The organism is Mammaliicoccus fleurettii (genome assembly GCF_002018435.1).
Taxonomy (GTDB): domain Bacteria; phylum Bacillota; class Bacilli; order Staphylococcales; family Staphylococcaceae; genus Mammaliicoccus; species Mammaliicoccus fleurettii.
Genome location: NZ_MWJM01000005.1, coordinates 122,393 through 141,145, shown reverse-complemented (window position 1 = coordinate 141,145; position 18,753 = coordinate 122,393). Strand labels below are relative to the sequence as shown.

The window sequence follows — 18,753 nt, the reverse complement described above, 5'->3', positions numbered from 1 at the left end:
GCTTATCATTAACTAACTTTATGCGCCTTTTTTCCAAATTTGGATAATCATATTATCTTATTTTGTTCTTTTGTAATAAATTTATTGTATATCTATTTGTGTTCAGCCATATCTTCGGATACAAGATTTTTTTGAATAATTGCATTAATTCCATTATTACTTTCATCAAGTTTAACTAACGTATGTCCTGTTTGTTTTACCCAGCTTTTAATGTCGCTAAGGAATCCAGGATCTGTTACTGTAACTTCGATTTGGTCACCTACTCCAATATTTTTCACTTCTTTACTGATATTGACAATTGGACCTGGACATTGAAGACCACTATAGTTAAGTTGTTTACGCTCTGGTTTGATTTCTACATTTATATTTTCTTCTTGTGTATCGTGATTATTATTTTGTTCTTCATAAGCATTATAGCCACCGTCTAAATTTACAACATCATAGCCTTGTTTAGCTAAATATTCACTTGCTTTGGCGCTTCTATTACCACTTTTACAGTGAATATAATAGGTTTTGTTTTTATCTTTATTGAACGATTCAATCTTATCTACAGGATGTAATGTCGCACCTTTTATATGTGCCAGCTCATATTCCTCTTCTGTTCTGACATCAATTAATTGTCTTTGTCCTGCTAGTTTTTCTAATTCTTTTTTACTTAATTCATTGATATGCTTTTCACTATAGGTATTCATAATGACCTCCTTATAAATACCTATAGGGGTATTTGACAAAGGTGCTTTAATCATTTATTATGATTTTATTCAATTAACAGTGGAGGAATTAACCATGAATTATGATAAAACAATGATTAATCGTATTAATAGAGTACAAGGACAATTAAATGGTGTTGTAAAAATGATGGAAGAAGGAAAAGATTGTAAAGATGTAATCACTCAAATCAGTGCATCCAAAAGTTCCCTACAGCGTTTAATGGGCATTATTATTAGTGAAAATTTAATAGAATGTGTAAAAGCAGCCGAGCAAAATGGAGAAAACTCTCAAGAATTAATTAATGAAGCAGTTAACTTATTGGTGAAAAGTAAATAATGGAGATTGTTACAGTTGTTATTATGTTACTCATCGGAGTGTTCGGAGGATTTATATCTGGTTTAGTCGGTATAGGTGGTGCCTTTATTATCATTCCTATATTATTAGTTTTATTCAAATTACCAATGAATACGGTGGTTGCTAATAGTATAGTAATTGCTTTTATATCTTCAATTGGTGCCTTTATTATTAAGCTTATACAGGGGTTTGTTCCTTTTGAAGACGCATTATTTCTAATAATAGGGAGTATTGTCTTTGCTCCCTTAGGTTTGAAATTAAGTAAAAAAGTTCCAAGATCAATACAAATGTGGATTATTAGTGCTTTAATCATTATTGCAATTATTCAAATTGTTTTATAAATAAACGAGTACCTGAATATTTAAAGTTTATTCAAATATGAATTCAAAAAAGTATGCTGAAAATAAGATGGCATATATACATGTGAGTTGAAACGTCCTAATGAGACGTGGCAAATTGATTATAGCAGAGCAATTGCAGTTTTCAGAATAGATTTTGGAGCACCAAACACTGAAAGAACAATACTTGTGCTAAGGCAAATAATATGAAAAAGGAAATTCAAATTGGACAATTTGTGGCATTCCAGAAAAATTCTATACTGATGATGGCAAAGATTATATGCAACAAGTATCAGCTAACTTCAAAATAGAACTGATATATTCAAAAAGGCTGTGTAAAAAATAGAACATTTTTCAAATAGTTAATTTAAAGTTTTTTGAATTACTTCCTGATTATGGAAAAATAAAAAATCAAGAAAACATCTTACTTTGTAAGACCTTAATAATCAGTTTGAACACTTTATATTAAAGGAATATCATTATCGTCAACATGGAACAACAAATGGTATGTCAACAGTAAACTGGACATTTTTTATATGGTACTTAATTTATAATTAACAGGCGTTTGAAAGTTCAATGGAGAATGTATTCTATGATGATTAAACCAATTAATATAATCTGATAGTTGTAGATTCATTTCGTCTAGTGCTCTAACCTTATTAGGATACACAAGCTCAGTTTTTACAGCCTTAAATGTTGATTCTTCTATTGCATGGTTTTTGTTGAACTTTCGATTAAGTTTATTGTCTATCAATTCTTCATTATAACTTTACTTTTGTATCAGGTTTTGTTATACTCTGAAACTGGAAAATTGCTCTTGTTAATCATAATGATTTTCTTTTTGAAACAACTAACCCCTTGTTTTTCAACAATTTTCTAACCTTCCTGGATCCATAACATTTTCTACTTTTATTAAATATACTTATAATAGTTTCTGTCAGCTGCTGTTCGCGTGCTTTTTTACACGATATTTACTTCATAGTAATATTTTAAGGGTTTTACACATGGGTGATACCGAGTAATCATCGCTATTTTGTCTAATAACTTTAATTTTCGCCCCATTATCAAGGCTCCTTGCTTTAAAATATCTGTTTCCATACTTAACTTCTTTACGTAACCTTTTCAACTCTTTTTCATCTTCACTTAGATTATCCCGATGCTTAAAAGAACCCGTTGTTTCATAGTGGTCAGTTTACAATCAATCCAGACGAAGCACCAACAGTAAAAGTGGTATTTAACTACTACCTTTTAAGTAGTGGATACATAAAACCCTCGCAATACATAGAAGAAGATAAGCTACTAATTAAGCGCAAAACTTATCAAGTACGTAATATTATCATAAATCCTAATTACTGCGGACTTGCCACCAATCAATATGGTCAATCTAACAATATGTTTCCACCTATTTTGAGTACAGCTATATATGAACGTGTTCAAACAATACGCACCCAGAAACAAGTCATTCGTTTAGAGTCAGTTAATCAGCTCAAAAGAAAAATAAAATGTTTCTGTTGTCATTCGACACTAACAAATATGACTATAATAAGAAAAAATCAGGTATTAACTCAAACAATACCAACATCTAGAATCGCAAAATAGTGTTACTCAAAGTATGATTAACTATAGCCATTTTAATAATAAAGATAAAATATAGCCTAGAAAATTTAAATAGCATAAATAAAACCATAGAAATATCAAAACCAGAAAACACAACTTCTCAAAAAAATATTCGATGATATAAAAAGCATTGTATTTTACTTTTTAGCCATAAATAAAACTATGTATTCAAATTATTTATACACATCTTAATATACGATTTATCGTCATGATTGATTAAATTGCCTCTATAATGCTGTGGTTCATTGATGCCCGTTAGTAAAATAATACTTTCATCAATTTTAGTATCCTCAACAATTTTTTTTATTGCTTCCATTCTTGAACTTGCAATCATAATATTATTTAAATCATAATATTTCGGTAAATACTTAATCATCGTTGCAATAATATGGTTTTCATTTTCAAAACCTACTTGTTCGGAAGCTAAAACAATTTGATCTATATTATTAGGAATTAAATTCATTGTATTTCTTATTTTATCTAGACCACGTAGGCCTATACCTGTAACCAATACTGTTAGCTTTTTTTTCTTTTTTGAAGAATATTTTATTGCTTCGCTAATTGACTCATTAATTGCTAATGGTGTATGCGCAAAATCTAATATAAATTCAAATTCTCTTATTTTAAATATCTCAAATCTATTTTCAGGTGGTTTGATATATTTAACTACCTCTAAAATATTTTTTATATCAAAATTCAATTTATGTATTGCAATTATACTAATAGCCAGATTAATATAATTATGAATTCCATTCAATGCTATATTGATTTGATAAGCATTTCCGTTTATCCAAATAGATAACTTATTCTCCTTTATAGAATATTTATAATACATATCATTTTTTTGGTCATTAGAAAAGTGATACCTATCATAAGCTATTTTTCTATATTCTTTGCTATCATAATTGACAATACTTTTTTTACTTAACGCATTCAGTTTTAATTTAGCTTCTAAATAATTTTCAAGTGTATGATGATACTCAAGATGCTCAGAGCTAAAATTAGTAAATATTGCTAGTTCGTTATATATAAAATTAACCCTTTTTTGGTCTAGAGCAATGGATGTAGCTTCATATACAATATAGTCATAGTTTTTTTCTGCAAAATACTTTATTATTTCAGCAAATTCAATATGCATTGGTGTAGTTGGTGTAGTATGGTCAAAATTAATTTTGTTAAATTTAGAATCATAAACGCCTAATGTACCTACAACAGCTACTCGTTTATCTAGTTTTGATAATATTTTTCCTACCATATGACTTGTAGTTGTTTTACCATTAGTACCCGTTACTGCAATAAATTTTAAGCTTTCGATATATTTATCATAAAATAAATGTACTAATTTATTTATCGCTGATTCATAGTTAGATAAATATATAACTGGAATATCACATTTGATATCATCCAAACTGTTTGGTTCCATATTCGTCAATATTAATATTGGATTTTTACTTATAGCTTTTTCTGCATAAATTTTAGAGCGATTAGACGCCTTTAATATAAAAACAGAGGAACTTTTAATATTTTGGTACATTGTTGTAATATCAGTACAATCTTTATCTATATTGATTTTATAATTATTATTGCTAACTAATATTTCTTGTTCAATTTGTGAGATTACATCGAATATTTTCATATTTTCTCCCTTTTAATAAATATTGTACCCTTAAAAATTTAAAAGAAAACTAAATTTAAATTTAGTTTTCTTTATTTTATATAAAGAGCCTATTTTTGTGCACCTGTATCCGGCATTTCTTTTGGCATATTCATTTCAAATTTTGATTTATTTTGCATTACTATTGCTTGACTTAAACCTTTAGCTGGCATAAACATATGCGCATATGCTTCTCTTACTTTCACTGTTGATGTATTATAATCTCCTTTAGTATACGCATCAAATGAGGCTAACAATTGATTCACGTGCATACCTAATCCTTCAGCTAAATCATCACTCTTTAATTGATTATCTGTAGCTTTAGATAGAAATGCGCCAAATTCTTTACTATAATTATCTAAATTACTTTTTGCTTCTTTTTTATCGTCTTCGTCTTTATTTTTTGAACCTTCTACATAATCAACGAAATACCCAATATGCTCTGTCCACATTTTATCGAATTCCATACCCGCTTCTTTACCATACGCACCTTCTATTGCTTTTGATAAATCTTTTGTATTCATTTCTAACGCTTTTACTGAGGCTTTGTAATTTTTAGATCCATCATATCCATTTTGCATGGCATCGGCTGCTAAGATGGCATGCTCACTCATTAAATAATTTAAATCTGATCTTAAGTCGGCTGCTTTTGTTGTTGCACTTGTATGGTGATAATCTTCAGGAAATTGTTGTGTTATAGCATTTGATAATCCTTTACTAACCATATACATGTGATGAATGGATTCTCTTTCGTATTTGTAAGCTTTGTCATAGTCCCCATTTACTGAGGCATCAAATGCGCTTACTAATTGATTCACGTGCATTTGTAAACCTTCTGATAAACCTTTCGCTTCTAATTTTTCATCTGTTGCTGATGCTAAAAATTGAGAGAAGTGTTCTCTATAATTATCTAAGTTCTTTAATGCTTCTTGTCGTGCATTTTCATCATTATCATTTGTAGCATTCACATAATCTACAAAGTAGCCAATATGTTCTGCCCACATTTTTTCAAACTCTTTACCTGCTTCTTGGCCATACACATCACCAATAGCTTTAGATAAATCCTTTGTATTCATATTAAGTGATTTAACCGACGCATCAAAATCTTTAGAACCTTCTGCACCTTTTCTCATTGTATCAGTAGCTAAATACGCATGTTCACTTAGCAACATATCTAAATTACTTCTTAATTCAACTGCTTTACTATCTGTTTTTGTAACAGATTCATGTGATGCATCATGTGCTTGTGCAATTTGCGACACACTTGTTCCAGCTCCTAACAATGAAACCGATAATGACATAGCTAATACTTTCTGTGAAATATTCATCCAATCACTCCTTTGTTTTTTTGTTCATATGGTATACGCAATAAATAAAAAAAGAGATCACATTAATTAATGTAATCTCTAAAAATATCTAACCTTTTTCACCAGCCATTATAATATCACCTTCAGGGGCCTGATTATTTGGTGATGGTTCTAAAGTAATTGCTATTTTATCTTGCTTATCTAATTCGATATCACTTAAATCAAAGATAACTATTCCAGAATTTTTACTAGAAACAAAAGTACCTGCTCGATATGGCTTTTCTCCTTTAAGAATCCAAACTTGATATGCTTCATTGCCTTTCGTTTCTTGTAAATTTTGTGCTTGTATTACTAATTGTCTTTCTTTTTTATTTTTAGCTATAAATGCTTCGCCTTGAACTTGCTCTTTTTTAGTAGATTTTAACTTTATTATTTGTGCACTGCTTTTATTTATTAAATGATGGTTTTTATTCTTACTTCCATGTTCTTTTATATTAAACTGATATAAATTTCCTACTATAGATATTAATAATAATGCGGCCATACTAATGAGAGATACGTTTTTAATTATATTTTGCTTTGTTTTTAATGGTTTATGCTGACTGTTATCATTATATGCTTGAGCTGAATGACCTTCGTTATTTTCATCATTTAGAATATTATTCATTATTCTACTTTTCATACCTTTAGGAGGAACAATATTTGCAACATGATAAGGAAGAGATTCATTTAATATATTCAGCTCATCTAGTTCTTCTTGACAATTTTTACAAGTTTTTAAATGTTCTTCAAATTTTTGTTTTTCTTCTTTACTTAATTGATTATTGAAATAATCATATAATTTTCCACATTCCATATTATTTCCTCTCTCCCTTCTTGTTTATTTTTAATTTATGCTTTAAATGTTGAATAGATAATCTTAGCCTACTCTTTACAGTTCCTAAAGGTATTTCAAGCGTGTTCGATATTTCTTTATGATTGAAACCTTTAAAATAAAATAAATACACAATTGCTTGTTGCTTTGCGTCTAACTCATCTATACATCCTTTAATCTGTTCAGCTTCTTCTTTAGTTATTAGTTCTGATTCAGGTATATTATCCGTCTTTATATTATCCCTTTCTTCATCATATTCATAAGGCGTTGTTTTTCTCTTACGTATATAATCAATTGCTAAGTTTCGTGAAATCGTAATAAGCCATGTCGACATCTTACCCTTACTACTATCAAATTGAGCTTTTTGATTCCAAATTTTCATAAATACATCTTGAAGTACTTCTTCACTCGATTGCTTATCTTGTGTGATTTTATAAATAAAACTGTATAGCAGCGATTCGTAACGATCATATAATGTTTCTAAGCTATTTGTATCTCTAGATACTATTTTATCGTATAAATCTATATCCAACTCTCGCATTGTTATACCCCCCGACATTTACTATTATATGTTAGCAAATGTCATATGCATAATTTCAACCATTTATTAATTTTGTATAAACTACTAATCTATTTGGTGTACTTCCTAATGAATTATTATAGTCCCCTTCACAAGTAATCAAATTTAAATGTCTATTACTAGAAAATCCAAAGATTTTTTCTACTGGCGCATCTCTTAATTTATATAATTTTTTATCATATACTTTAAATACTAATTTCTTATTATTTCTATCACTAACCTCAACTTTATCACCTTTTTGAAGTTTATGAAGATTTGTAAATACACCCGGATTCACACCATCATCAACATGTCCGGCAATCACAGCATTACCAAGTTCTCCTACTTTATACCCATCTTTAAACCATGCAGGAGTATTAATGTCATGAGGTACGGACATTTCTCCTTTTTCATTGGTACTTGTATGGTCTAATCTTTCATCAACATTTAAGCCAGGTATATTTATTCTAGACGGGATTATCTCATTATCATAAACCTCAAAATCTATTTGATTTAATTTTTCTACATTTTCGTGTTTATTAATTTTTTTATCGTTAGTATTCACATGCTCTTTATTGTTGATACAGCCATTTAACAATAATATGCTTATTAAAAGTACCACGATTTTTCTCATCAAAGTCACATCCTTTATAACATATACGTTTTATAATCAATTTTGGATTACATATTTTTTTAAGAATCGAATTTTAAAAAGTGACTAATTTGTAGAATCGTGCAAATAAAACCATAAAAATACCGGGTTAATTGTTTATTATGTAAGTATTGTGGAAAATCTGTAGGAAGCGTTAAATTAATATACGGAATCTGATAGAGAACAAACAGGTATAGATACTAATAAAGCTCTTGAAGTTGTGTTAATGAAATTATATATCATTCAAGATATGCTATATAATCATTAGTCAGAAGATCAATTCAACCGCTATAATGCAAGCTCAAATACGATGGATTATAACATTGGATTAGTGAGAAAGAAAGAGAGAGCAATTTGTGAAACAGTGACTGAGCTTTCTAAGGGATTGCAATATATGTAACAGGGAAAGCTACTCAAGAACTGAATAGTGAAATGACGGTTTTAAAAGCTGTAAAATCATGGATTGTTAAATTGTTAGCCCCATCTAGTGATGGAAGTGAGCATAAAAAGACACCTGCTGATACAGAAGCAGAGATAAATCAATTAATTTCAAAATCAGTCATAACTGAAGAAGTTGTAAATATAGCAGTCACTTGAAATAGAAAATCCAAATATTTCAATATTGTCAGATGATTTCTTAAAAGATGTAGAAGGACTACAGTAAAAAAGTGTAACAGTTGAATTGTTGAATAAATTACTTTAAGGACAAGTTAAGTCATTAATGAAAACAAACCCTACTATATCTAAAAGATTTTCTGAGATGCTAAATAAATCAAAAAAATACAATAACCGTTCTATTGAAGCATCAAAAGTAATTGAAGAATTATTTCAAATACCCAAAGAAATTAAGCAGGAACAAAAAAGAGGTAAAGACTTAGGCTTAAGTACTTAAGAAATTACATTTTATGATGTATTATCTTCACATGAAACAGCAAAAGAAGCAATGGATCATAAAGAATTAAGAGCCATTGCTCATGAATTAACAAAAAAAGTTAAGGATAATATGAATGTGGATTGGCCTATACGTTATAGTACCAAAGCTAAAATGAGAGTGTAAGTGCGCAGATTATTAAAGAAATATGGATATCCATCAAATCTTCAGAAAATAGTGTTTTTATTAAGTTTCCATTTTAGGGGTTCAGTGCCAGTGACAGTTTATGGCGTTCTTTATGTATATAAGGACAGATGAGTACAATTTTTAAAATTATTTTTCTAAATCTTCTTCATTTACTATTTTTTTATCATTCATTATTTGCTTTAACTTGTCATTTATAATTTTTCTTGTTTCCTTTTCAAAATCATTTATGCTCATTTTTCACCTCATTAATATTTATTCAAGAGTAAAGAATACTGTATATCTATAAATTATTTAAATTTTGATGTATTATTCACAACTTATTTTAAAGTTTCATTTATGATAACTTTCCCCTCGCATTATCTTAAATGCTCTATATACTTGCTCCATCAACACGACTTTCATCATTTGATGTGGGAATGTCATTTTGCTGAATGATAGTGCGTAGTTGCTGCGTTTTAATACTTTGCTATGTAATCCGTTTGATCCGCCGATGATAAATGTGATGTGTGAGTTTCCTCTTGTCATCAGGCTATCGATTTCTTTACTGAGTTGTTCGCTTGTGAGCATTTTACCTTGTATTTCCAGGGTAATAACGTAACTGTCTTGTTTGATTTTAGACATGATTCTGTCCGCTTCTTTTTCCTTCACGATTTCTATGTCTTTTTCACTCATATTGTCTGGTGCTTTTTCGTCTGCAACTTCGATTAATTCAGTTTTGGTATAGGCACCTAGTCTTTTATTATATTCTTCTACGGCTTGTTTCCAGTATTTCTCTTTTAGTTTGCCGACTGTTATGATTGTTATTTTCATCATTATCCACCTTTATTCATTATCTTAAAAGTTATCCACAAGTTATTAACTTATACACAGTTTTATTTCTTATTATATCAACAATCGAAAATTTGTGAATGTTTTCTTAATATTTAGTTGTTTATTTTTATACATTTTGTTGTGATTTATCCACTGAATTATATACATTGTGGATAAATCAGTGGATAACCTACTTACTTATGCACAGATTGTGGACAGTTGTGTATAACTGTGGGTATATATGTGCACAAACTAAAAAGATATCCCCAATTCTGAAATTGGGGATATCTTTTGTTTATATATAATATATTGGTGTTGCTTTTTCTTTATCTGTGTCACACAGTATGACTTCTTTATTTGTATCTATATCATTTTCATTTAATACTTGTCCTACGCTCATTCTTGCTAAGTCTTTCATATTATTATCTAGACTTAAGTGAGATAGATAAATACGCTTCGTACTTCCTGTTATCACATCACACATAGCATGTGCTGCATCTTCGTTTGATACGTGACCCATATCACTTAATATACGTTGTTTGGTCTTCCATGGGTATCTACCCATTCTTAACATATCTACATCGTGATTGCTTTCAAATACAAATGCATCACTTCCATGTATCATACCTTTCATTCTGTCTGACACGTATCCTGTATCTGTAATCATTGTTAATTTCTTATAGTCATGATTAAAGATGTAGAATTGTGGATCTATTGCATCATGTGACACACTGAATGATTCAATATCAATACCTGCTAATGTCTTTGTTTCATATGGTTCAAAGTTGAACTTTTGATCAAGTGGTATATTTTTATCTTTAGCATCTATCATTTGCCATGTCTTCTTGTTGGCATAGATAGGTAATTTATACTTTCTTGCAAGCACACCTAATCCTTTTATGTGATCGATATGTTCGTGGGTTACTAAGATGCCTTCTAAGTCGCTGATATTACGGTCTATTTGTTGAAACAGGCCTTCTAATTTTTTACCTGTTAATCCAGCGTCTACGAGTAGGCTTCCATTATCTGATTCTATATAAGTGGCATTTCCTGTACTGCCACTTGCGAGTACGCTCATTGCGATCACAAGTGTTCATCTCCTTTAATTACTGCTTCTCTTAAGATTCTTCTAGTACGGTTGATTCAGGTTTGATTGCATCGATGTACAATACTTTTGTTTTACTTTTGCCGTCTTCTTCGGATTTAATTTTCACTTCCCATGAAGGTACTAGTACTTGTCCTCCAATTTCTTTAACGACACTGTAATAACCTAATCTCACGGATTCTACTTTATCACCTTTTTTTAGGTATGTGTTGTAATACAATGTTTCTAAAGCTGTCTTAGCGTTTACAATTTTTTGCTTATTGTTATTATCTCCATTACCAGGTTTAAGTTTATCTAAATATGTTTGTGTATATTTATTTGCTTTACCGTTTTCCATTTCAAAGACGATTTGACCTTTACTATTATTTAGTATTGGCAAATCTTCATAATTTTGTTCGTAGACTACTTTATTTTTATTCGAGTTGTTGTTCTGATATTGATATTCTTTACCTTTAAAAGATTCTTTGTTGATAAAGTTTTTGAACGATTCTTGTTTACTATCTTTATCTAGATCTACATTTATATCTTTATTAATCTGTGTGTCTTTTTCAGTTAGTGAATACACACCTTCAAGCTCATCAGCATTAAATGACTTACTGCTTCCTGTTATAGCTTGCATTTCTTTATCTTTATAATCTGGTAACTGTGGAATATCTATTCCTTCTTTTGAAAAGTTTACCTCTGATTGTGCATTAGATTCTTGGACTATCGAGTTGTTCACTTTATTAAAGTAAACAACGACTAATCCAATGTTGATTAGAATGAACACAATAATGAAGAGTGACTTGGCATGTTTCCAATCCATTAAGCTAGCCCTCCATTCTCGTATCTTTTCCATTCATCGTCATATTTAATGTACCATTTTGGCGTGAATTCAATTGTATCTTGTAAGTTATCAAGTTCATCATTTGGTAATGATAAATCATATCCAATTGCCATATTCGTAACTTTATTGAAATCTATTTCTCCATTAGAAGCTAAACCATATCTAACTTCTTCAGATGAAGGTAATTCATCTGCTTCTTTTTTAGATGGCACAGCTACACCTGTTGTAATTAAGCCTCTGTTGTATTCATTAATCGCGTTTTTACCCCACACAGCTTCAATTGAAGATAACTTATCATCATTAAATACTGGGTAGTTGTTTAAGAACATTTGGTAATCTATTTTACCTGTCTTTTGATCTGTATTAAATAATCGGAATTCATCTGTATACCCTGCATGTTCATTAATAAATTTAAATGAATTCGTAATAGATTTAGAAATATCTTTTTGCTGATTTTCATCTTCGGATAAATTTGTATAACGGTATGTTTGTTTCTCTTCGTTTACTGTAGAAATACCCGTGTTATTATTATACGTTGAAACTTGATCTTCGTTACTGCGCGCAATAACAGAATCTCCAAGGATGACATCATTTAAATCAGATACAGATATTTTGTTAGTCACATAACGATATACATTCATGCTATAAGCATTTTCAGGTGCATAAATTTGATTAATTTCATTCGTCGTTGTTTCATTCGTAATAATGCCTGTATAAGGTTTTAAATCTTTCGCAACTTCTTTATTCATTTGATCAAATTTATGACTTTTCATCGTTGTCTGTAACTTTACTGCTTTTTGCTTATTCTCACTTAACAAATAAACATTCGCTTCATTTGTTGACTTCGTATCTACTAAAATTCTATCAAAATTAACATTAGGATAATAACTCATATTCATACCTAATACTTGATTCAAATACATTTCACTAGGGACACTGTCAGGGAAGTCTAAAATTGTATAGCGTTCAGATAAATCTTCAAGTTGCACAACTGACTCGCTACTTAAGACATCTACCTTCTTAACTTCTTTACTCAACATTTGATCCGTTACCTTTTTGATATCTTTCATATTAGACGTCCCTTTCACGTCCGTACCATTACGATTAATCATTCTAAAAGGCATAATCACACTATCGATAGGCTTACTAATCTTAGGTCCAATAGAAGGTGTATCAGCATTAACATCCGTTTCCAAGTCAGTCAATTCAGGTGTAAATGTCCATACACGGTATGTCATAAACACACTAATTAGAACGAGAATTATGAGAATAACAGATTTAATAACTTCTCTATTACGCATCCCAATCACCAAACTCATCTTCTATGAATTCACATGGCAAAGTAATATAAATGGATGTGCCTTGACCTTCTTTACTATTCGCCCATATTCTACCTTTATGTGCTTCTACGATTTCTTTAGTAATCGCTAAACCTAATCCAGTGCCGCCCATCTTACGTGCTCTTGCTTTATCTACTCTATAAAATCGATCAAATATTTTATCAACTTTATTAACTGGAATACCGATACCATTATCTTTAATCTGTATCGTCATTCTGTTATATAACGTATTTTGTTTCACATGAAACTCTACACGTTTATGAGATTCTTGAGAATATTTAATCGCATTTGTAATAACATTATCAAACACTTGAGTCATTTTATCAGGATCGATTTCAACAAATAATCCTTTAACAGGTATGTCACGTATAAACGTTACATTCTTACCTTGAGTCATTTCATGTCTATTAATAATTTTATTAATGAACATATTAAAGTCAATCAACTCTGAATTCATCTGATCACTTGAGCTATCCATTTTAGATAGTTGTAATAGATCGTTAACTAAACGAATCATACGATCTGTTTCTTCACGCGTAACATTTAAGAATGTTGGCGCAACTTCTGGATCACGCCAAGCCCCTTCTTCTAGTGCTTCAATATAACTTCTCATTGATGTTAAAGGCGTACGTAATTCATGTGAAACATTCGCAACAAATTCGCGTCGTTCATTTTCTAGAATGTGTTGTTCAGTAACATCGTGTAATACCGCAATATAACCATTTATAAAGCCTGTATCTTGTATGATTGTACTGAAGTTAACACGAGCGATTATGCCTTCTTCTTCGTTTACATCAATAATGAAGCTATCATTATTCTCCTGTAAATCATCTAATGAATAATTATCATCAATATTAAGAATGTCTAGTATATGTTTAGCTTCTACATCTGAACGCTCTAAACCTAACATTTTAAGCGCCATTTCATTGATAATACGTACACGACCACGTCTGTCTGTCGCTAATACACCATCACTCATATGTGTAATAACTGAATCAAGTCGTCGTTTCTCACTTTCAGTATTCGCTTGAGCTTCTTGTACACGCTTCGATAAATTATTGAATGAAAGTGCAAGTTCGCCAATTTCATCATTCCCATATATTTTAACGCGCTGTGTATAGTTACCTTTAGACATTTCTAAAGTTTGGTTACGCATATCTGATATTGGTTTCGTAATTGTTCTCGCAATAAAGAAACCGAGCACAATTGTGATCAATAATGAGATTGCTGTACCTATAATGAAAATTTGGTTAATGTTGTTTAACTGTTCATATACAGAATCAATATCTGATTCTACATAAATATCCCCAACAACTTTACCTTCGTATTCAACAGGTTTATTTTTAATCCATACTCGGTTACTATCCGAGGAATCATTTTTCAAAACGATTTTATCATTTGCTTTTCCTAATGATAACGCCTTTTTTACAGAGCTATCGTTTACTTTTTGATTGACGGTATTTTGATTTGTAGCTTTAGATGTCGCAACGATGATTTGATCTTGGTCAATAAACCTAATCTCATCAATTTCAGTTCGGTTTGCGTAGTCATCTAATATACTTTGTATCTCTTTTTGGAAGTTCCGATTAGGATCTTCTGAATTGTACGTTTTCTTTATGTTGTAATTAATCTGTTTCACGTGTTGTTCGATGTTCGTCTTGAAGTTACGTGTCAGTTCCTTCTCAAGGCTGTTTGTAAAATATAAACCGATAATTTGCATACCAATAATGATTAATAAAACATAAATGACGACAAGTTTAATGTGTAAGGACTGAAATTTCTTTAGCCAATTCATATGATCAGCCTACTCTTGAGTTTGTAGGAAATAACCCACACCCCTACGCGTAACGATATATTCTGGGTGAGATGCATCGTCTTCGATTTTTTCACGTAGTCGACGTATTGTCACGTCAACAGTACGCACATCACCGAAGTAATCATAACCCCACACTGTTTGAAGTAAGTGTTCACGCGTCATAACTTGTCCAATATGTTTAGCTAAGTAATGGAATAATTCAAACTCACGATGTGTTAATTCGATATCCACACCACGTTTTTTAATTGAATATGCATCCGGGTATACTGTAATATCTTTAATAACAATTTCATTTGTTTCTTCATCTTCAGTTTGAGTAGGTTGTGAATAATGTCTACGCAAGTTCGCTTTAACACGGGCAATCAATTCACGTGTTGAAAATGGTTTAGTTACATAATCATCTGCACCAAGCTCAAGACCTAAAACTTTATCAATTTCTGAGTCTTTAGCTGTTAACATAATGATTGGCATTTCAAATTTCTTACGAACCTCTCGACATACTTCCATGCCATCTCTACCAGGTAACATAATATCTAAGAGCACTATGTCTGGTTCTTCTGCATATATTAAATCTACTGCGTCATCACCGTCATACGCGCAATAAACATCATAACCTTCTTTTTTTAAGTTAAATTCAAGTATATCTGCAATTGGTTTTTCATCATCAACGACTACTATTTTTCTAGCCATGCTATTTACCTCATTTCTTTTTGAAAATAAGTATCTTCAAGCACACAATTGTGCATGATATCCTATACTATAATTTAACACTATTTGTCCATTAATTCTATTGTTTGATGTTATTCTATAATTGAACAACAAAAAAATGCTTATCGTTATTACGATAAGCATTAAAAGCGGTCCCGACGGGAATCGAACCCGCGATCTCCTGCGTGACAGGCAGGCATGTTAACCGCTACACCACGGGACCTTATATGTATATAATTTAGATGGTGACCCCTACGGGACTCGAACCCGTGTTACCGCCGTGAAAGGGCGGTGTCTTAACCGCTTGACCAAGGGGCCTATATTAGACACAAGATTGATTATAGCATGACTATTATACAGAAGACAAGATTTTATTTTAAATTTTTTATATAATATAAAATAGAAGTAATAAAAAGGGATGATGATATGGAGCAAGCGCAAGTTATTAAAAAAGGACACCGTAAATTAAGTAAAGGAGAAATCCTTAAACGGTTCATTTTTATCACAATCGGGAGTGTTTTAATGGGTGTCGGGTTAGAACTATTCCTAGTACCAAACAAATTACTCGATGGAGGAATTGTAGGGATTGCGATTATTTTAAGCCATTTAACAAATTTGAAACTCGGACTATTTATATTCTTACTAAATATCCCCTTTTTCTTTTTAGGTTATAAACAAATTGGTAAAACATTCACGATTTCAACAATATATGCCATAACAGTCTTATCAATTACAACTGCTTATTTACATCATTTTGACCCATTTATCAAAGAGACATTTCTAGTTACTATTTTCGGTGGGGCAATTATAGGACTAGGCGTCGGTCTAGTTATTAGATATGGTGGATCTTTAGACGGCTCAGAAATCAGTGCAATATTGATAAGTAGTAAAGCACCGTTTTCAGTCGGAGAAATCGTGATGCTTATTAATTGTTTCATATTCACAGCTGCAGGCTTTGTATTCAATTGGGAGTCAGCTATGTTTTCGGTTATAGCATATTTTATAGCAGCTAAGATGATTGACGTGACAGTACAAGGATTTGATGAATCTAAAGCAGTATGGATAATCAGTGATACATATCGAGACATAGGAGAAGCAATCAACGACCGTCTAGGTAGAGGTGTTACATACCTTAATGGAGAAGGCGCATATACAGGAGAAGATAAAAAAGTAGTGTTCTGCGTAATCACACGATTAGAAGAATCTAAATTAAAGGATATCGTTACAGAAATAGACAATACAGCATTCCTATCAATAGGAGATGTAAGCGAAGTAAAAGGTGGACGCTTTAAAAAGAGAGAAATCCATTAACAAATTGACTAAAAACGCATGAGAATTAATGATTACACTATCGTTTTTTTAGACATCTATGTGAGCGGGTAGTCTAAAGAATGGTTAGTTACATAGTAGATGGTTGAGATTCATGTCTACAGTCATAGTTGTTCTTACAAATTGAGTTCTTGTGCTTTTTTATTCCAATTTTATGTAGTGATTAATATATTATGAGAAATACAGGCCGATAAATATTTTTATCGGCCTGTATTTCGTTTTTCTGGACCGGTAATTTTATTTATCGGTCCGTATTTCTCATTTCTGGACCGCTATTTATTTTTATCGGTCCAGAAACACTAAATACGTCTTATCCAAACAAAAAAGAAGCAATTCAGCTATATGCTGAATTGCCTCCTACTTTATCTATATAAAAACTTAGTTCCATAAGTTTTCTAATAAGTTTGTTTGGTTTCTATCTGGTCCTACTGAGAAGATAGAAATTTTCACGTTACATAATTCAGAGATGCGTTCTAAGTAACGACGTGCGTTATCTGGTAGTTCATCTAATGAACGACAACTTGTAATGTCTTCTTCCCAACCTGGTAGTTCTTCGAAGATTGGTTTACAACGTTCTAATTCGTTTAAGTTTGCTGGGTATTCTGTAATTTCTACGCCATCAATTTCATATGCTGTACAAATTTTAACTGTTTTAAGTCCTGTTAATACATCAATTGAGTTGATTGATAAGTCTGTAATACCACTTACACGACGTGAGTGACGTAATACTACTGAGTCAAACCAACCTACACGACGAGGACGTCCTGTTGTTGTACCATATTCACGACCTACTTCACGGATATGATGACCATCTTCATCAAATAGTTCTGTTGGGAATGGACCGTCTCCTACACGTGATGTATAAGCTTTACATACACCGATAACTTTTGATACGTATGTTGGACCAACTCCGCCACCTACTGTAACGTTACCAGCAATTGGATTACTTGAAGTTACGAATGGATATGTACCATGATCGATGTCTAACATAACACCTTGTGCACCTTCAAATAAAACTTTTTCTTCGTTTACGAAAGCATCGTCTAATAATTTAGCTGTGTCAGTAACGTAATCTTTCAAACGTTGACCTGCAGCAAAATATGTTTCAAAGATTTCTTCAAAAGTGAAACCTTCAGCATTGAACATTTTTTCAAATAGTTCATTTTTATATTCAAGATTATTTTTTAAAAGCTTTTCAAATGTTTCTTTATCTAATAAATCAGCCATACGAATACCGATACGTTGTGCTTTGTCTACATAAGCTGGACCGATACCTTTTTTAGTTGTACCAATTTTGTTATCACCGCGTTTTTCTTCTTCTAGTTCATCTTGTTTTAAATGATATGGCAAGATTACTTGTGCACGGTTAGAAATTCTCAAGTTGTTTGTTTCAACTCCGCGTTCGTTTAAAGCATCTAATTCTTTTAATAAAGCTACTGGATCAACTACTACGCCATTACCGATAACACTTGATTTCTCTTTATAAAATATACCTGATGGTACTAAGTGTAATTTATAAGTTTCTCCATCAAATTTTATTGTATGACCTGCATTGTTACCGCCTGAAAAACGTGCAATAACGTTTGCATCCTCTGCTAAGAAATCTGTAATTTTACCTTTACCTTCGTCTCCCCATTGCGTCCCAACTACTACGATTGATGACATGTGAGCACCT

The 18,753-nt window shown here is 31.2% G+C and carries 16 protein-coding genes, 2 tRNA genes and 4 pseudogenes; 5 read left to right on the top strand and 17 right to left on the bottom strand.

Going from position 1 to position 18,753, the window contains the following annotated elements:
* Positions 1-128: 128 nt before the first annotated feature.
* A pseudogene (locus B2G86_RS06010) lies at positions 129-692 on the bottom strand (sulfurtransferase TusA family protein); the annotation flags it as partial.
* 94 nt (positions 693-786) lie between these two features.
* Between B2G86_RS06010 and cstR the strand changes: the two are divergent.
* On the top strand, positions 787-1,047 hold the full coding sequence (gene cstR, locus B2G86_RS06005; protein ID WP_070373493.1) for a persulfide-sensing transcriptional repressor CstR: 261 nt from the start codon (positions 787-789) through the stop codon (positions 1,045-1,047).
* A gap of 32 nt (positions 1,048-1,079) precedes the next feature.
* A pseudogene (locus tag B2G86_RS06000) lies at positions 1,080-1,406 on the top strand (TSUP family transporter); the annotation flags it as partial.
* Between the two features lie 529 nt (positions 1,407-1,935).
* Here the strand turns inward: B2G86_RS06000 and B2G86_RS13610 are convergent.
* Both B2G86_RS13610 and B2G86_RS13605 read right to left on the bottom strand, forming a co-directional pair.
* Positions 1,936-2,157: an IS3 family transposase gene (locus B2G86_RS13610; RefSeq protein ID WP_078357221.1), complete on the bottom strand. Its 222-nt coding sequence runs from the start codon at positions 2,155-2,157 to the stop codon at positions 1,936-1,938.
* Positions 2,158-2,227: 70 nt separating this feature from the next.
* Positions 2,228-2,344 carry an IS3 family transposase gene (locus B2G86_RS13605; RefSeq protein ID WP_411818377.1) on the bottom strand — a complete coding sequence of 39 codons (117 nt, stop codon included), beginning with the start codon at positions 2,342-2,344 and terminating at the stop codon, positions 2,228-2,230.
* A gap of 235 nt (positions 2,345-2,579) precedes the next feature.
* Here B2G86_RS13605 and B2G86_RS05980 point away from each other — a divergent pair.
* Positions 2,580-2,966: pseudogene (locus tag B2G86_RS05980) on the top strand (recombinase family protein); the annotation flags it as partial.
* A 214-nt stretch (positions 2,967-3,180) separates the two neighbouring features.
* Here B2G86_RS05980 and B2G86_RS05975 read toward each other — a convergent pair.
* From B2G86_RS05975 to B2G86_RS05955, 5 genes are all read right to left on the bottom strand, one after another.
* A complete protein-coding gene (locus tag B2G86_RS05975; protein ID WP_078357219.1) occupies positions 3,181-4,656 on the bottom strand; it encodes a Mur ligase family protein in 1,476 nt (491 codons plus the stop codon).
* An 89-nt stretch (positions 4,657-4,745) separates the two neighbouring features.
* Positions 4,746-6,002: a copper amine oxidase gene (locus tag B2G86_RS05970; protein WP_078357218.1), complete on the bottom strand. Its 1,257-nt coding sequence runs from the start codon at positions 6,000-6,002 to the stop codon at positions 4,746-4,748.
* Between the two features lie 88 nt (positions 6,003-6,090).
* Positions 6,091-6,837 (bottom strand): anti-sigma factor, encoded by a 747-nt coding sequence (locus tag B2G86_RS05965; protein WP_078357251.1) that lies wholly within the window; start codon positions 6,835-6,837, stop codon positions 6,091-6,093.
* A 1-nt stretch (position 6,838) separates the two neighbouring features.
* Complete coding sequence (locus tag B2G86_RS05960) at positions 6,839-7,396, bottom strand: RNA polymerase sigma factor (RefSeq protein WP_078357217.1); 558 nt, start codon at positions 7,394-7,396, stop codon at positions 6,839-6,841.
* A 55-nt stretch (positions 7,397-7,451) separates the two neighbouring features.
* Positions 7,452-8,048 carry a class F sortase gene (locus B2G86_RS05955; protein WP_078357216.1) on the bottom strand — a complete coding sequence of 199 codons (597 nt, stop codon included), beginning with the start codon at positions 8,046-8,048 and terminating at the stop codon, positions 7,452-7,454.
* Between the two features lie 115 nt (positions 8,049-8,163).
* Here B2G86_RS05955 and B2G86_RS13500 point away from each other — a divergent pair.
* A pseudogene (locus B2G86_RS13500) lies at positions 8,164-9,120 on the top strand (DUF3387 domain-containing protein); the annotation flags it as partial.
* A gap of 354 nt (positions 9,121-9,474) precedes the next feature.
* Here B2G86_RS13500 and rlmH read toward each other — a convergent pair.
* From rlmH to B2G86_RS05910, 8 genes are all read right to left on the bottom strand, one after another.
* On the bottom strand, positions 9,475-9,954 hold the full coding sequence (gene rlmH, locus B2G86_RS05945; RefSeq protein WP_078357215.1) for a 23S rRNA (pseudouridine(1915)-N(3))-methyltransferase RlmH: 480 nt from the start codon (positions 9,952-9,954) through the stop codon (positions 9,475-9,477).
* 295 nt (positions 9,955-10,249) lie between these two features.
* Positions 10,250-11,032: an MBL fold metallo-hydrolase gene (locus B2G86_RS05940; RefSeq protein WP_078357250.1), complete on the bottom strand. Its 783-nt coding sequence runs from the start codon at positions 11,030-11,032 to the stop codon at positions 10,250-10,252.
* 40 nt (positions 11,033-11,072) lie between these two features.
* Positions 11,073-11,864, bottom strand: a complete 792-nt coding sequence (locus tag B2G86_RS05935) for a two-component system regulatory protein YycI (RefSeq protein ID WP_078357214.1) — start codon at positions 11,862-11,864, stop codon at positions 11,073-11,075.
* The gene (locus B2G86_RS05930) at positions 11,864-13,186 is read right to left on the bottom strand and encodes a YycH family regulatory protein (RefSeq protein WP_078357213.1); all 1,323 of its coding nucleotides are present in this window, start codon (positions 13,184-13,186) and stop codon (positions 11,864-11,866) included. Before B2G86_RS05930 ends, B2G86_RS05935 begins: the two co-directional genes overlap by 1 nt.
* Positions 13,179-15,020: a cell wall metabolism sensor histidine kinase WalK gene (gene walK / locus B2G86_RS05925; RefSeq protein WP_078357212.1), complete on the bottom strand. Its 1,842-nt coding sequence runs from the start codon at positions 15,018-15,020 to the stop codon at positions 13,179-13,181. The genes B2G86_RS05930 and walK overlap by 8 nt, the downstream gene beginning before the upstream one ends.
* 9 nt (positions 15,021-15,029) lie before the next feature.
* Positions 15,030-15,731: a response regulator YycF gene (gene yycF / locus B2G86_RS05920; protein WP_078357211.1), complete on the bottom strand. Its 702-nt coding sequence runs from the start codon at positions 15,729-15,731 to the stop codon at positions 15,030-15,032.
* A gap of 168 nt (positions 15,732-15,899) precedes the next feature.
* A tRNA-Asp gene (locus tag B2G86_RS05915) sits at positions 15,900-15,972 on the bottom strand.
* Between the two features lie 20 nt (positions 15,973-15,992).
* Positions 15,993-16,067: transfer RNA gene (locus tag B2G86_RS05910), tRNA-Glu, on the bottom strand.
* Positions 16,068-16,175: 108 nt separating this feature from the next.
* Here B2G86_RS05910 and B2G86_RS05905 point away from each other — a divergent pair.
* Positions 16,176-17,060 (top strand): YitT family protein, encoded by an 885-nt coding sequence (locus B2G86_RS05905; protein ID WP_078357210.1) that lies wholly within the window; start codon positions 16,176-16,178, stop codon positions 17,058-17,060.
* Between the two features lie 396 nt (positions 17,061-17,456).
* Here B2G86_RS05905 and B2G86_RS05900 read toward each other — a convergent pair whose 3' ends face one another.
* A complete protein-coding gene (locus B2G86_RS05900) occupies positions 17,457-18,743 on the bottom strand; it encodes an adenylosuccinate synthase (RefSeq protein ID WP_078357209.1) in 1,287 nt (428 codons plus the stop codon).
* Positions 18,744-18,753 lie beyond the last annotated feature (10 nt).

Bases quoted from the DNA above. Each gene is read 5' to 3' on its own strand.
- cstR (WP_070373493.1), top strand. From the start codon at position 787: ATGAATTATGATAAAACAATGATTAATCGTATTAATAGAGTACAAGGA.
- B2G86_RS05975 (WP_078357219.1), bottom strand. From the start codon at position 4,656: ATGAAAATATTCGATGTAATCTCACAAATTGAACAAGAAATATTAGTT.
- B2G86_RS05970 (WP_078357218.1), bottom strand. From the start codon at position 6,002: ATGAATATTTCACAGAAAGTATTAGCTATGTCATTATCGGTTTCATTG.
- B2G86_RS05965 (WP_078357251.1), bottom strand. From the start codon at position 6,837: ATGGAATGTGGAAAATTATATGATTATTTCAATAATCAATTAAGTAAA.
- B2G86_RS05960 (WP_078357217.1), bottom strand. From the start codon at position 7,396: ATGCGAGAGTTGGATATAGATTTATACGATAAAATAGTATCTAGAGAT.
- B2G86_RS05955 (WP_078357216.1), bottom strand. From the start codon at position 8,048: ATGAGAAAAATCGTGGTACTTTTAATAAGCATATTATTGTTAAATGGC.
- rlmH (WP_078357215.1), bottom strand. From the start codon at position 9,954: ATGAAAATAACAATCATAACAGTCGGCAAACTAAAAGAGAAATACTGG.
- B2G86_RS05940 (WP_078357250.1), bottom strand. From the start codon at position 11,032: ATGAGCGTACTCGCAAGTGGCAGTACAGGAAATGCCACTTATATAGAA.
- B2G86_RS05935 (WP_078357214.1), bottom strand. From the start codon at position 11,864: ATGGATTGGAAACATGCCAAGTCACTCTTCATTATTGTGTTCATTCTA.
- B2G86_RS05930 (WP_078357213.1), bottom strand. From the start codon at position 13,186: ATGCGTAATAGAGAAGTTATTAAATCTGTTATTCTCATAATTCTCGTT.
- walK (WP_078357212.1), bottom strand. From the start codon at position 15,020: ATGAATTGGCTAAAGAAATTTCAGTCCTTACACATTAAACTTGTCGTC.
- yycF (WP_078357211.1), bottom strand. From the start codon at position 15,731: ATGGCTAGAAAAATAGTAGTCGTTGATGATGAAAAACCAATTGCAGAT.
- B2G86_RS05905 (WP_078357210.1), top strand. From the start codon at position 16,176: ATGGAGCAAGCGCAAGTTATTAAAAAAGGACACCGTAAATTAAGTAAA.
- B2G86_RS05900 (WP_078357209.1), bottom strand. From the start codon at position 18,743: ATGTCATCAATCGTAGTAGTTGGGACGCAATGGGGAGACGAAGGTAAA.